Source organism: Alkalibaculum bacchi, from assembly GCF_937875145.1.
Lineage (GTDB): Bacteria > Bacillota > Clostridia > Eubacteriales > Alkalibacteraceae > Alkalibaculum > Alkalibaculum bacchi_A.
Window position 1 is genome coordinate 1 of sequence record NZ_CALNCS010000045.1, and the last position, 16,177, is coordinate 16,177.

The 16,177-nt window shown below is 36.3% G+C and carries 9 protein-coding genes and 1 other RNA gene; all 10 read left to right on the plus strand.

Annotated features, from left to right (window positions below):
- Nucleotides 1-123: 123 nt before the first annotated feature.
- Nucleotides 124-351, plus strand: coding sequence for a preprotein translocase subunit SecG (secG, locus tag Q7P22_RS02865; protein WP_303860393.1), 228 nt, complete (start codon nt 124-126; stop codon nt 349-351).
- A 202-nt stretch (nt 352-553) separates the two neighbouring features.
- Nucleotides 554-2,521, plus strand: coding sequence for a sodium-translocating pyrophosphatase (locus Q7P22_RS02870; protein WP_303860396.1), 1,968 nt, complete (start codon nt 554-556; stop codon nt 2,519-2,521).
- 422 nt (nt 2,522-2,943) lie between these two features.
- Nucleotides 2,944-3,210: a DUF1294 domain-containing protein gene (locus Q7P22_RS02875; protein ID WP_303860399.1), complete on the plus strand. Its 267-nt coding sequence runs from the start codon at nt 2,944-2,946 to the stop codon at nt 3,208-3,210.
- 109 nt (nt 3,211-3,319) lie between these two features.
- Nucleotides 3,320-5,506: a ribonuclease R gene (rnr, locus tag Q7P22_RS02880; protein ID WP_303860401.1), complete on the plus strand. Its 2,187-nt coding sequence runs from the start codon at nt 3,320-3,322 to the stop codon at nt 5,504-5,506.
- 101 nt (nt 5,507-5,607) lie between these two features.
- The gene (gene smpB / locus Q7P22_RS02885; protein ID WP_303860404.1) at nt 5,608-6,072 is read left to right on the plus strand and encodes an SsrA-binding protein SmpB; all 465 of its coding nucleotides are present in this window, start codon (nt 5,608-5,610) and stop codon (nt 6,070-6,072) included.
- Between the two features lie 215 nt (nt 6,073-6,287).
- Nucleotides 6,288-6,644, plus strand: a transfer-messenger RNA (tmRNA) gene (ssrA, locus tag Q7P22_RS02890).
- A gap of 138 nt (nt 6,645-6,782) precedes the next feature.
- Nucleotides 6,783-6,956 (plus strand): hypothetical protein, encoded by a 174-nt coding sequence (locus tag Q7P22_RS02895; protein ID WP_303860407.1) that lies wholly within the window; start codon nt 6,783-6,785, stop codon nt 6,954-6,956.
- Between the two features lie 75 nt (nt 6,957-7,031).
- Complete coding sequence (gene asnB, locus Q7P22_RS02900) at nt 7,032-8,858, plus strand: asparagine synthase (glutamine-hydrolyzing) (protein ID WP_303860409.1); 1,827 nt, start codon at nt 7,032-7,034, stop codon at nt 8,856-8,858.
- A 290-nt stretch (nt 8,859-9,148) separates the two neighbouring features.
- A complete protein-coding gene (locus Q7P22_RS02905; RefSeq protein WP_369695480.1) occupies nt 9,149-11,716 on the plus strand; it encodes a PEP/pyruvate-binding domain-containing protein in 2,568 nt (855 codons plus the stop codon).
- A 115-nt stretch (nt 11,717-11,831) separates the two neighbouring features.
- A partial coding sequence (gene gltB / locus Q7P22_RS02910) for a glutamate synthase large subunit (RefSeq protein ID WP_303860412.1) occupies nt 11,832-16,177 on the plus strand: 4,346 nt, incomplete at its 3' end.

Below are 16,177 nucleotides of genomic sequence, written 5' to 3' on the forward strand. Positions count from 1 at the left end.
TCAAAATGTTTAAGAAGAGTAATCCTTCATGCGATTACCGTGAGCGATTATATTCTTTCTCTTGCTATCTTTTTTACCCTATGTTAAAATGTTATTGTTAAACAATTGGTTAAGAGGTGTGACATGCAAACTTTTATTTTAATAGCATTGGTTATTTCGAGTATTGTGTTAATTGCAAGTGTAATGTTGCAATCTGGTAAGGATGCTGGTTTGTCCGGATCTATTGCTGGAGGAGCGGAAGGTTTTTATGGTAAGAAAAAAAGTAGAGGTTATGACGCTATTTTTGAAAAATTGACAAAGATTTCTGCTGCAGTTTTCATGTTATCTGCATTTATAAACTCGCTGTTATAATTTTGCAAAGATAAGCCACTAACGTGAAATCAATAAAGTGTTAGTGGTATCTTTATGCTTCGTTTGAAAAGGTTTACGAACTTATTTAATACAAACTTAAAAACTCTATCTTAGTAATAAGCTAAAGTACAAAAGTGCATGTGTTTGCATTAATATCCAGGGAGTAAACCTTAAAATAAATTATTAAAAGGGGAATTATATTATGGAGTGGACTATTTATTCAGCACCAAATGTAGGCGCAGTCGCCCTTCTCTTTGCTCTATACCTCGCTAGAAAAGTAGACAAGGTAGACGCTGGAACAGATAGAATGAAGGAGATTGCTTCCTATATACACGATGGCGCCATGGCGTTTTTGCGTAGACAGTACATGTATATGGCTGTTTTCATTGTAGTGGCAACATTAATTTTAGCAGTAACGCCAGGATTAGGTTTATACACTGCGATTTGTTTTGTTTTAGGAGCAATCTGTTCCATTTTAGCAGGGTTCTTCGGCATGCAAGTTGCTACAAAAGCAAATGTTCGAACTGCTAATGCAGCTAGAGAAGGTGGAATGAACAAAGCATTAAGCATTGCCTTTTCCGGTGGAGCAGTTATGGGAATGTGTGTAGTAGGTTTAGGATTATTAGGAGTTGGTGCACTTTATATTATTTTTAAAGATCCTACTATTGTCACAGGTTTTGGTCTTGGGGCTTCTTCTATGGCTTTATTTGGACGAGTTGGTGGCGGTATATATACAAAAGCAGCAGATGTAGGCGCTGACTTAGTAGGTAAAGTAGAAGCAGGTATTCCAGAAGACGATCCTAGAAACCCTGCTGTAATCGCTGACAATGTTGGAGACAATGTTGGTGACGTTGCAGGTATGGGTGCAGACTTATTCGAATCTTATGTAGGTTCTATTATTTCAGCACTTACTTTAGGTGCTGTAACATATGGAGTAAGTGGAGTAGCTTTTCCATTAGTGCTTTCAGCGTTAGGGGTTCTAGCTTCTATTGTTGCAACATTCTTTGTAAGGGGAGATGAAAAATCAGACCCACACAAAACTCTTAATACAGGAACTTATGTTGCAGGAATTATCACCATTGCAGGGGCTTTTTTCTTAAGTAGATATTTTTTTGATGGAATTAATGAATTTATCGCTATTGTAGCAGGTCTTGCAGTAGGTATTGTTATTGGTGTAGTAACAGAATACTATACTTCTGATAACTACAAACCAGTACAAAAAATTGCACAACAATCAGAGACAGGTGCAGCTACAAATATTATTAGCGGTCTTGCTGTAGGAATGTACTCAACAGCTATTCCTGTAGTACTTATCGTAGTAGCAGTATTAATTGCATTTAAGTTTGCAGGTCTTTATGGTATTGCTCTTGCAGCTGTAGGTATGCTTTCAATAGTAGGTATAACCATTGCAGTTGACGCTTATGGTCCAATTTCGGATAATGCAGGTGGTATTGCTGAAATGGCAGAACTAGATCCAGCTGTTCGAAAAATCACAGATACATTAGATTCAGTAGGTAATACAACAGCAGCTATTGGTAAAGGATTTGCCATTGGTTCAGCGGCACTTACAGCATTAGCTTTATTCGTATCTTATGCGGAAGCTGTAAATCTAACAACAATTGATATTTTAGATCCAATTGTAATTGCAGGTATGTTTATAGGTGGAATGTTGCCATATGTATTCTCAGCATTAACAATGGAAGCTGTTGGAGAGGCAGCTAACGAAATGATTGAAGAAGTAAGAAGACAATTTAGAACAATCCCAGGTATCTTAGAAGGAACAGGAAAACCAGATTATGCTACTTGTGTAGATATTTCTACAAAAGCTGCATTAAAGAAGATGGTTGTTCCAGGTTTAATAGCAGTAGTTGTGCCATTAGCAGTAGGGTTTATATTAGGTAAAAATGCCTTAGGTGGACTTCTTGCTGGAGCAACTGTTACAGGTGTTCTAGTAGCGATTCAAATGGCAAACTCTGGTGGAGCATGGGATAATGCGAAAAAGTACATCGAAGGTGGAGCACACGGTGGAAAAGGTAGCGAAGCTCACAAAGCAGCTGTAGTCGGCGATACTGTAGGGGACCCATACAAAGATACATCTGGTCCATCTATAAATATCCTAATCAAATTGATGACTATCGTATCTTTAGTATTTGCACCATTGTTTTTATAAGTAAATAGCACATTGAATAGAATGCCTTCTGGGAGAATGATTTTCTTCTGGAAGGTATTTTTTTTAAGGACAGGTGGTAAGGTGGTCAGCAAAAGCTATATGGTTGCACGGTTGGTTCGTTGGACGGTTGGTTCGTTGGACGGTTGGACGGGAAAACCACACTCGCCGAAAGGCCAGGTAATGTAGATTCTTCGCTTCGCTCAAGAATGACTTTAGTTGAAGTAGGACTTTCGTGTTGAGGCTTAATCTTTTTTGATGTTTTGCATTTTGACCCTAGCGCCTGCACATGTCATCTTGAGGCTTTAGCCGAAGGATCTTAAGACCCTCAAGGTCACACCTAAGTGTATTTAATTCTCAATTGTAAATTTTCAATTGTGCGTAAAGCGTACGAAAGGTATAATGGTCTAGGGAGTTGGAAAATTATGAGAGAGATTATTTATTATTTGTTTATAGTAAATGTAGTAAGCATTTTATTCATGTATGCAGATAAAAAAAGAGCTATAAGGGGAGAGTATCGAATAAGTGAAAAGGTTCTTCTTGGCTTAAGTGTAATGGGGGGTAGTCTGGGCATATGGTTTGGTATGCATAGTTTTCATCATAAGACAAAAAAAACAATCTTTAAATATGGTGTGCCTATTATTCTTTCTATTCAAATTATTTTGTATATTGTTTATACATTTAATAAATAATAAATACAATAAAATAGTAATGGTCTTTAGTTATTAAAACTAGTCTTAGAGATAGTTGTTTATTATAAATAAAAGAGTGATAAAAGTATGGGAATAAGGAGGGGAAATTTTGATTTCAAAAGAAAATGTACTAGCTCTAATGAATCACGAAGATTATAAAGCTATGGGATATAAGGATATGATTTATTTATTTGGTTTGCATAATAAAAAAGAGAAGAAGGCTCTTAAAGATATTTTACATGCTCTATTAGAAGAAAATAAGGTAATGCAGAATAAAAGAGGCAAGTATATCTTACCTGATCCGAATAAATACGTCTCAGGGACCTTGCAAGGTCATGCTAAGGGTTTTGGCTTTGTTATTCCTGATGACAATATATTTGGCACAGATATTTTTATAAGCCCTGCTGACTTAATGGGAGCGATGGATGGAGACAAAGTCCTTGTAAAAATAGAACGAAAATCTGGAAACAATAAAAGCGCAGAAGGAGAAATTATTCAGATTTTAGAAAGAAAGTCTCAGCTAATAGTCGGTACCTATGAGGACAGCCGAAATTTTGGTTTTGTTGTACCGGATAATAAAAAGATTTTCCGAGACATTTATATACCTAAAAATGGTCATGAAACGCCAAAAACAGGTGATAAAGTTGTAGTTGAGATTACGGTGTGGCCAAGTGCGAACCGGAGCCCAGAGGGTAGAATTGTAGAATTACTAGGTCATCAAAAAGATATCGGTATTGATATTTTATCTATAGTACGAGAGCACAATTTACCAGATGATTTTCCTGATGAGGTGAAAGTTCAATTACACAATATACCGAGTATTGTAGAGGAGAAAGAAATAGCGAATAGACGGGATCTAAGGCAGATGAAAATGGTCACTATAGATGGTGCAGATGCAAAGGATTTGGATGATGCAGTGTCTATTCAAAAATTGCCTAATGGACATTACAAATTAGGGGTTCATATTGCTGATGTAAGCAACTATGTTACTGAAGGAAGCGATATCGATAAAGAAGCATTCGATAGAGGTACGAGCGTTTATTTATTAGACCGAGTTATTCCTATGCTTCCTAGAGAATTATCTAATGGGATTTGCAGCTTGAATGCAAAGGTAGATCGCTTAGCTTTTAGCTGTGAGATGGAAATTGACAAGGATGGAAAAGTAGTACAACACGATATCTTTAAATCCGTTATCAATGTAAATTCAAGAATGACTTACGATGATGTGACAGAGATATTAGTTCACGATAATGAAGAGCTAAAAGAGAAATATAAAGATTTAGTAGAAGATTTTAAGTCTATGGAAGAGTTGGCGCAAATTCTTCGTGAGAAGAGGAGGATGAAGAGAGGCGCTATTGATTTTGACTTCCCTGAATCAAAAATCTTATTGGATGAAAAGGGTAAGTCTGTAGGCGTAGAGCTTCGAGAAAGAACGATTTCTCATAGATTGATCGAAGAGTTTATGTTGGTATGTAATGAGACAGTAGCAGAGCATATGTTTTGGACACAACTGCCCTTTGTATATCGGGTTCATGAGGAACCTAAATCCGAAAAAATACAGGCATTAAGCGAGTTTATTCGAACCTTTGGTTATCGTATTCACTATCAGGACACTATTCATCCCTCTGCACTGCAAAAACTGCTAGAAGATGTATCTGGAAAACAAGAAGAAGCTCTCATAAGTAGATTGACATTAAGGTCTATGCAACAAGCTCGTTACTATGAGGAAAACTTAGGTCACTTTGGGCTGTCTGCACAATACTACACCCATTTTACCTCGCCGATAAGAAGATATCCTGATTTGATCATTCACCGTATTATCAGTGAAATGTTAGAGAACAAATTGACGGATAAGAGAATTGAAAAATTACAAAAGAAAATAGGCGAAATTAGTAAGCAGTGTTCTCAAAGAGAGCGAAGAGCTGAATTAGCTGAAAGAGATGTAGATGATTTAAAGAAATGCGAATATATGCTTACTAAGATTGGAGAAGAATTTGAGGGAATTATCTCTAGTGTAACATCCTTTGGATTTTTCGTGGAATTAGAAAATACAATAGAAGGCCTTGTAAGAGTTCAGACAATAGATGATGATTACTATATTTACGATGACAAAAAACACAGGTTTATAGGTGAACATACAAGAAAAACCTATAAATTAGGTGATAAAGTAGAAATCGTCGTTCACAAGGTAGATATGACCACTAGGCAGATCGATTTTCTGTTAGTTGACAAAGATGAAGAAATAGATTATAATAATATAACCATTGAGGATGAATCAAATAATGGTCAATATTGATTTATAGATAATAATTACAGGCGGACAATTTTGTTCGCCTATATTCATCTGTATATAATAAAAAACGCACTGTAAAGCTGCCGCAAGTGAGGGGTGTACTGTTGAAAAATAGTGAAATAAAAGTAATCGCTCAAAATAAAAAAGCAAGACATGAGTATTTCATTGAGGATACTTATGAAGCCGGCATAGAGTTGTTTGGTACTGAAGTAAAGTCCATTAGAGCGGGAAAAATCAATTTAAAGGAATCTCATGCAGATATCAAAAATGGCGAAGTCTTTGTTTATAATATGCATATTAGCCCATACGAAATGGGGAACATATACAATAAGGACCCTCTAAGGGTTCGGAAACTATTACTACACAAAAGAGAAATCAGAAAACTAATTGGTCTAAGGCAACAACAAGGCTACACCTTAGTACCGCTACGTGTATACCTAAAAAATAGTAAAGTAAAAATAGAACTAGCCCTAGCCAAAGGGAAAAAACTCCACGATAAGAGACACGATATAGCATCTAAGGACGCAGAACGCAGGATTCAGCGGGCTGTACGTCGTGAAGTAGAATAGGGCTGAAACCCCCAAATTATTTTATTATTACCAATCATTTACACTATATGAACTCTAAAGAATATGATATACTTATGGCGAGCATTCGTGAAACAGAAAGAATGCTAAAAGGTTTAGTAAATAGTATTCTAAATGAAATGACTACTAGTAAAAAGTAGCATAATAAGACCCTAAAACTGGTTGCTGCTTTTTGGTGGCTGGTTGCTCAAAAAAATGGGGGCGCAATGGCTTCGACGGGGGTGTTGAAGCAGGAGTAGCGAGTCGATGTCGCCAAGCATCGTTAAAAGTGGCATATAAAATTAAACGCAAACGAAAATAACAACGCTTACGCGTTAGCAGCCTAGTTGCTGCTCGTCCGACCTTAGAGACCCACGACTAAGGACTCGGGCGCCAAATTAGTGGGGAACCGCTTTTAGGGATGTTCCGACCTAAGGGCGAATAATCGGAACTAGTCTGCGAAGTAGCTTGTCATTGAGCGACTTCAAGGGCGAATGCTAAAGCAATGACTGCGCTCGGAGAAACTCCTGTGAATGCATTTTCGGACGTGGGTTCGATTCCCACCGCCTCCACCAAAATAAGCTTCTTCTCAAAAAAAGAGAGGGAGCTTATTTTAGTATATAGTAAATTAGATATTATTATGATAAAGTAATAGAAAAATAATTATATTTTATAATAGAGATATAGTAAGAGCTTGAAAGGAAATATTATTTATGAAATCTTTAATCATATACGATTCTGTTTATAAGAATAATACTGAAAAAATAGCTAGAGTACTAGCTAATAAGATCGATGCAGATTTACTAGGTTTAAAAGAGTCCAAGGGAGTAATGATAGAGGATTATGATTTGATCGGATTTGGGTCTGGAGTTTATAAGGCTTCATAACAAAAAATGTGTATCAAAAATATATCAACCTCCATATACTGAAAAAAATAGTGATTTCATGTGAGGTGATAGCTTTTGTGTGGCATAGTTGGATGGATTAATACGAATGAAGATTTATTATCATACCTACCGGTTATTCATAAAATGATGGAGACTCTATCTTATAGGGGGCCAGATGATTCTGGGTCTTTTATACATAAACATGCTCTTTTGGGTCATAGAAGGCTGATCGTAATCGACCCTGAAGGTGGGCTACAACCAATGAATAAAACCATAGGAAATAGTCAATATACACTTGTTTATAATGGAGAGTTGTACAATACGGAAGATCTAAGAAGAGAATTAAAAGACCTTGGTTATACCTTTCAGTCTTATTCCGATACAGAAGTGTTGCTTACCTCCTATATACACTGGAAGGAAGATTGTGTAAATCATTTTAACGGAATTTTTGCCTTTTGCGTATTTGATCAACATAATAATAAAGCTTTTTTGGCTCGGGATCATTTAGGTGTAAAGCCTCTATTTTATACTCAAAAAGGCTCTTCACTTATATTCGCTTCGGAAATTAAAGCTCTTTTAGCTCATCCTCATGTTCGAAGAGAATTAGACGAAGAGGGAATAATGGAGCTAATCGGTTTAGGTCCTGCAACAGATTTGGGTTCTGGCGTTTTTAAGAATATTCTAGAAGTTCCTCCTGCTCATTCACTTTTGTTCTCTAATGGTAGGATTACTTTAAAGGAATACTGGAAATTAGAAGCTAGAGAAAACAACGAATCCTTTGAGGACATTGTAGATCATACAAAAACTCTTCTCGTTGACGCCATAAAAAGGCAATTAATTAGCGATGTTCCTATTTGTACATTCTTATCTGGAGGGCTTGATTCTAGTTTTATTTCTACAGTAGCTTCTCATTATGTGGATGAGTTGAATACTTTTTCTGTAGACTATAAAGATAATTCGAGATTTTTCAAATCCAGTTATTATCAACCAAATTCTGATGAATATTACATTGATGTAATGCATAAGTTTCTAAAGTCAAATCACACCAATATTATACTTTCTCAGAGTGATTTAGTACATTCTCTTGAAGAAGCTGTTATAGCGCGGGATTTGCCAGGAATGGCAGATGTAGATTCGTCTTTGCTCTTGTTCTGTAAAGAGATTCGAAAATATTCCACAGTAGCTTTATCAGGTGAGTGTGCGGATGAGATCTTCGGTGGCTATCCTTGGTTTACAAATAAAGAAGATCTCTATGCAGACACTTTCCCCTGGTCGAAATCTGTAGGGTATCGAAAAAATATTTTGAACCATTCTTATAAGAAATTACCTATAGAGGAGTATGTTCATTCTAAATTTAAAGACACTTTATCAAAAGTATCAAAACTTGATGATGATCCAATAGAAGATATTAAACTAAGGGAAATGACATATCTCAATATTAAGTGGTTTATGCTGACCTTGTTAAACCGAAAGGACCGAATGAGCATGAGAACCAGCTTGGAAGTGCGAGTGCCCTTTGCAGATTATCGACTGGTAGAATACGCTTATAATATACCCGCTAAATATAAGCTAATGGCAGGCAGAGAAAAAGGCTTGCTTAGAGATGCCATGAAAGATTTTTTGCCTAAAGAAATAACGGAAAGAAAAAAGAGCCCCTACCCAAAAACGCATCATCCCCATTATACCAGTCACGTTAGAGAAAAGCTTATAAAAATATTAGAAGACAAAAATTCTCCAATTTTAAACTTAATTGATGTGCCCTATGTAAAAGAAATTGCAGCAAGCAATGGAGAAAATTTTAAAGTTCCGTGGTATGGGCAACTTATGACTGGTCCTCAAATTATGGCCCTTTTAACTCAAATTGATTTTTGGTTAAGGCAATATGATGTGAAAATTCTATAATAAGTTTTCAAAAAAATATTAAAAAAATTAACGAAAAAAGGTATTGACGAATAATATATTTTATAATAAAATGTCTTTTATTAAAAGAGTAATAAAAAGTTAAGCAATGGCGCTTAAATCATATTAATGATTTGAGCGCCATTTTTTGTTTAATAGGAGAGTGCTAGCTCTTGCTAGTCATCCTGAGCGCAAGCGAAGGATCTTGACCCAAAAGGAATACTTTTATGCTAGCGACTAAAGTGCAACAAGGTCTAAAAATGATTTGACAAGCCTAATTCCTATGAAAAGGGGTGATTATCATAAAGAATTATTGCATATTATTTGATAAAGTCAGCACTGGGATTAATGGTTTTGATAAAACCATTGATATGCTTCGACTTGGAGACAATGTAGTCTGGCAAGTGGATTCTGCTGAAGATTATAGACATTTTGTTAAACCCTTTATTCGCCAAGGGAGAGAGGATAAGAGAAAAATCGTTTATATGCGCTTTTCAGATCAGGAATCCCTACTTGATGACACCAATGGAGTTAAGATTTATGACTTAAATGCAAATGAAGGATTTGAATCCTTTGGAACCAAAGTTCATGATATTATCACAGAAGAAGGACTGGAAGTTTTTTATGTATTTGATTGCCTTAGTGAACTCTTAAGAGATTGGCACTCGGATTTAATGATTGGTAATTTCTTCAAGATTACATGTCCTTATCTTCATGAGCTAAATACAGTGGCCTATTTTGCAATCATGAGAAATACCCACACCTATGCCACTATTGCTAGAATACGAGAGACCACTCAAGTGCTATTAGACCTCTATCAAATCAAAGGAGAATACTATGTACACCCTTTAAAAGTATCAAAAAGATATACGCCTGCAATGTTTATGCCGCATAGGTCAAAAGACGAGGAGTTTCTTCCAATTACTTCTAGTATGGATTTATCAGCTATTTTTAAAAATACGAGCATTCAAGAGGAAAGAATAGACTACTGGGATAGAATTTTTAAGGATGCAAAAGATACTTTATTTCTTTCTCAATTGGAACAGCATAAAACGAAAAATATATTAATCAGCTTGCTCATTGGTCGAGAACGCCGCATCACAACCTTGGCAAAAAAGTACTTTACGCTGTACGATTTGCTTAATATTCACAATAGACAAATCGGCACTGGATTTATAGGTGGCAAGTCGGTGGGAATGCTTCTGGCTAGAAAAATACTCGAAACAGATGGAGAAGAAAGCCTTAATCGAAAAATGGAATTACATGATTCTTTTTACTTGGGATCAGATATATTCTACACCTATATCGTACAAAATAATCTATGGAAACTTAGAACGAAACAAAAGAAAATATCAGGTTATTTTAAGTACGCGGAAGAAATGAGACAAAAAATTCTTACAGGAAAATTCCCAGAAAATATTCGAGAAAAATTTCAACAAATGTTAGAGTATTTTGGCCAGTCGCCAATTATTGTAAGGTCTAGCTCTCTACTAGAGGATAACTTTGGAAATGCTTTTGCAGGAAAATACGAAAGCGTATTTTGCGTCAATCAAGGGAGTCCCCAACAAAGATATGAGGAATTTGCTAATGCAGTGAGAACAGTTTATGCTAGCACTTTAAACGATGATGCCCTAGCTTATCGCCTTAAGAGAGGGCTCTTTTATAAAGATGAACAAATGGCGCTTCTTGTCCAAAGAGTTTCAGGGGATTATCATGGAGATTATTTTTTTCCACATATTGCAGGTGTGGGTAATTCTTCCAACATTTATGTATGGGATAAGAATATGGATGTGGATGCGGGGATGCTAAGGCTTGTATTTGGTATGGGTACTAGAGCAGTAGACCGAATTATAGGTGACTATCCACGTCTTGTTCCACTAGATAAACCAGAGCAAACCCCCCTAGTATATTATGAGGATGAAGGCAGATTTTCTCAAAGAAAAGTAGATGTACTTTATTTAAAAAACAACAATTTAACCACTGAGCCTTTAGAGAAAATTATGACTTTAGATATTGGCACTAGCAAAGATCTCTTTGCAAAGCAAGATGATATGGCAATGAAAAGAATGAAGGAATTGGGAATCCAAAACAAACAAATGTATATTTTAGGATTTGATAAGCTTTTAAAAGAAAGTACTTTTCCTGGTGTAATGAAAGAGATGCTCCGCTTGCTTTCTGATAAGTATGATTATCCTGTAGATATTGAATTTACAGCAAATTTTACAGCTGAAGGTGATTATAAAATCAATCTTGTACAATGTCGACCTCTACAAACGAAAGGCCTTGGCAAAGCTGTAGAGATGCCTGTAATTAAAGAAGTTAAAGATTGTTTCTTTCATTTTAGTGGCAATTTTATGGGTGGAAATGTAAGAATACCTGTAGATTATGTGGTTTTAGTAGATTCTAAGGCTTATATCGAACTTCGCCAAGATGAAAAATACAATGTAGCTAGAGTTATTGGTACCATAAATAGTGAACTAAAGGATCAAAAAGTAATGCTTGTTGGTCCTGGAAGGTGGGGAACCACCACACCCTCTTTAGGGGTGCCTGTTCGTTTTGCTGAGATATGCAACGCATCTGTTATATGCGAAGTGGCATATAAATCGGGTAGTCTTATGCCAGAATTATCTTTTGGAAGCCACTTTTTTCAAGATTTAGTGGAGTCGGATATCTTCTATGCTGCCATTTTTGATGGCTATGAAAATGTAATCTACAATCCAAATTACTTAATGGATTCAAAGAATTATTTAGAAGAGATTCTTCATAAAGAGGCATCCGTAAAAGATGTAATTTACATTGCAAAAACAGAGGGGCTTGAAATCTATTCTGATATTGTTTCTCAGAAAGTCATTTGTAAATAGGAATTTAGATATATGAATCACAAGTTTTTAAGATATTGATTTCTATAATAATTGAAAAATAATTTTCAGAATTAAATAAATATTCAAAATAATTAGACAATGGAGAGTGAAAAAAATGCTAGATAGGTTGCCTGAAAAGCAGGGATTATATGATCCAAGATATGAACATGATGCATGTGGTATGGGGTTTGTCGTTAATATAAAGGGCGAAAAATCTCATTCCATTATTGATGATGCTTTGACAGTACTTGAAAATTTAAATCATAGAGGTGCAAGCGGGGCAGATGAGTGCACAGGCGATGGAGCTGGAATCTTAATTCAAATTCCACATACTTTCTTTAAAAGAGAATGTGATGTATTAGGGTTTAATTTACCACCAAAAGGCTCTTATGCTGTTGGCATGATTTTTGCTCATAAATACGATAATTTTAGAGAGGTACAAAAAAAGACATTTGAAGATATTGTTAAAGAAGAAGGACAGAAAATACTAGGTTGGCGAGAAGTTCCTATCGATAAGTCATCTATAGGTCAGACTGCAATTGTAGCAATGCCCAGATTTATTCAAGTATTTATTGAAAAAAATGAAGATCTGCTTACGGATATGGATTTTGAACGAAAATTATACGTGATTCGAAAGAGAGCAGAAAAAGCAATTGCTCCTTTATGTGAGAGCAAAGGTGGTACCTTTTATATTGCCAGTTTGTCTTGTAAAACCTTAGTTTATAAGGGGATGTTAACAGCTGGTCAGCTTCGAGAATTCTACTTAGATTTAGCTGATCTAGATTTTACTTCAGCACTTGCTATGGTTCACTCTCGATTTAGCACGAATACTTTTCCAAGTTGGGAAAGGGCACACCCTAATCGGTATCTGGTCCATAATGGGGAGATTAACACCATTAGAGGAAATGTAAACTGGATGAGAGCAAGGCAAAAGGGCTTAAAATCTCCTCTGTTTGGTGACGATATTGAGAAAGTTTTTCCCATTGTTGATGAATGTGGTAGTGATTCGGCCATGTTTGACAATAGTTTAGAGTTCTTATATTTAGGAGGGAGATCTTTACCACATGCTGTTATGATGATGATTCCAGAACCCTGGGAAAAAAATTCCCAAATGAACAAAAAGAAAAGAGCCTTTTATGAATACCATAACTTTTTATTGGAGCCTTGGGATGGACCAGCAGCAATGGGTTTTACAGATGGTGAAATCATAGGTGGAATTTTGGATAGAAACGGTTTAAGACCGTCAAGGTATTATGTTACGAAAGATGAGAAAGTAATTATGGCTTCTGAAGTAGGCGTTATGGATATAAATCCTGAAAACGTAAAGTACAAGGGTCGCCTAGAACCAGGAAAGATGCTTTTAATTGATACAAAAGAAAAGCGCATTATTTCAGACGAAGAGATTAAAGAAAGCATCTCTAAAGCAAGTCCCTATGAAATATGGGCGAAAAATCATGTAGTACATATAGAAGATTTGCTAGTGTGCAAAGAGCCATTAATGAATGAAGAAACGAGCTTGTTAAAAAGACAAAAAGCCTTTGGATATACCCACGAAGATGTGACGAAGACAGTAATCCCCATGGCTATACACGGTAATGACCCAATAGGAGCTATGGGAATGGATTCGCCCCTTGCAGTACTCTCTGAAAAACCACAAATGCTTTATTTGTATTTCAAACAGCTATTTGCTCAAGTAACCAATCCGCCAATCGATGGAATACGAGAGGATCTGATAACCTCAAGTAAAGTCTTAGCGGGAACATTAGGTGATATTTTAGAGTCACAATGCGATCATTCAAAAGCAATTGCACTAGATAATCCAATTATCACAAATGAGCAAATGGCTACGATTAAGGGTCTAGAAGATGAGGGCCTAAAAGCAGTTACTATTTCCATACTATATGATCCTGAAGAAGGCGCTTTTGGTTTAGAAAAGACTATGAAAAAGATCTTTAAAATAGCCGATAAAGCCATTTTAGATGGAGCCAATATTATCGTCTTAAGCGATCGAGGCGTTAACGAACACAGAGCTGCTATTCCAGCACTTCTCGCAAGTTCTGGCTTACATCATCACTTAATTAGAGAAGAAATTAGAACAAAAGTAGGAATCGTTCTTGAATCTGGAGAACCTCGTGAAGTGCACCACTTCTGCTTATTAATTAGTTATGGCGTAAGTGCTATTAATCCCTACTTGGCTTTTGAAACCATAAGTGACTATGCCGAAAAAGAATTATTAGAAGGCATAGACTATAAAACTGCAGAAAAGAATTACATTAAAAGTGCAATAAAGGGAATTATGAAAGTTCTTTCAAAAATGGGCATTTCCACTATGAGAAGTTATCATGGAGCTCAAATATTTGAAGCTGTTGGAATGAACAGATCTGTAATAGAAAAGTATTTTACAGCTACCCCTAGTAGAATGGAAGGCATTGGACTTGAGGAAATCGCACAAGAAAATAAAATGAGGCATGAAAGCGGATTTAACGAAAATTCACCTTATACGGATACATTGGAAGTTGGTGGATACTTTCAAAATAAAGACGATGGAGAAAAGCATATGTACAATCCAGAGTCTATCTATATGGTTCAAAAGGCAGTTCGAACAGGTGATTATAATTTGTTTAAACAGTTTTCTACAATAATCAATCAAGAAAATGTATACACCATAAGAGGGCTTCTAGATTTTAACTTTTCAGGAAGTGATATTATTCCTATCGAAGAGGTTGAACCCGTTAGCTCAATTGTAAAGAGATTTAAAACAGGAGCAATGTCATATGGTTCTATTAGCATAGAGGCCCATGAGGCTTTAGCAATTGCCATGAACCGTTTAGGTGGAAAGAGCAATACTGGAGAAGGTGGAGAAGACCCTAGACGATTTGCTCCGATGGAAAACGGAGATTCAAAGTGTAGCGCTATTAAACAAGTTGCATCAGGTCGATTTGGCGTTACAAGTCATTATTTAGTCAATGCCAAAGAAATTCAAATTAAAATGGCACAAGGAGCTAAGCCAGGTGAAGGAGGACAATTACCAGGAAGGAAAGTATATCCATGGATTGCAAAGGTAAGACAGTCTACTCCAGGAGTAGGATTAATTTCACCACCACCTCATCACGACATCTATTCCATTGAAGATTTAGCTGAACTAATTCACGATTTAAAAAATGCCAATAGAGATGCTCGAATTAATGTTAAATTAGTATCTGAAGTAGGTGTAGGAACCATAGCTGCTGGTGTTGCTAAGGGAAAAGCAGATGTCATATTAGTTAGTGGTTATGACGGAGGAACGGGTGCAGCACCAAGAACAAGTATACGTAATGCTGGTTTGCCATGGGAGCTAGGGCTTGCAGAAACTCATCAAACCCTGCTACTAAATAAACTTAGAAACAGGGTACGCTTAGAAACAGATGGTAAACTCCTTACAGGTAAAGACGTAGCCATTGCAGCTCTTTTAGGGGCAGAAGAATTCGGCTTTGCAACAACTCCACTTATTGCCCTAGGGTGCATTATGATGAGGGTATGTGATCTAAATACTTGTCCAGTAGGAGTTGCAACTCAAGATGCAGAACTGAGAAAGAATTTTACAGGAAAACCAGAGTACGTTGTGAACTTTATGGAGTTTATTGCACAAGAATTGCGTGAGATTATGGCAAAGCTAGGCTTTAGAACTATAGATGAGATGGTTGGCAGGTCCGATCGATTAAAAATCAAAGAATCCATGAAAAATTGGAAAACAAAAGGATTGGATTTTACAAATATCCTATATCAACCCTATATGGGGAATTCTTACAACAGACATTGCACTACAACACAAAACCATTCCATTGAATACTCTTTAGATATGAAGAAACTTTTTAGAATGTGCCAGCCTGCTTTAGAAAATAAGAAAGCAATTAAAAGCAAGTTAAAAATCCGTAATACAGATCGAGTGGTAGGAACACTGGTAGGCAGTGAAATTTCAAAGAAATTTGGTGCAGAAGGTTTACCTGAAAATACCATTGATTTAACTTTTGTAGGATCTGCGGGTCAGAGTTTTGGTGCTTTTATACCAAAGGGAATGACCCTCACTTTAGAAGGAGATGCCAATGATTATATTGGAAAAGGCTTGTCTGGTGGTAAAATTATCGTTTATCCTCCCAAAGCTTGCGATTTTAAGCCTGAAGAAAATATTATAATCGGAAATGTTGCCTTTTACGGTGCAACTAGTGGAGAGGCGTATATTAGTGGTGTAGCTGGAGAAAGGTTTTGCGTACGAAATAGCGGAATTCATGCGGTTGTAGAAGGAGTAGGAGATCACGGCTGTGAGTATATGACAGGTGGTAGGGTCGTGATTTTAGGCAAGATAGGACGAAATCTTGCAGCTGGTATGTCAGGTGGAGTGGTCTATGTACTTGATTTTGATGATAGATTTTGTAATCATGCTATGGTAGATATAGATGAATTGATAGGTGAAGAGCAAGAAGA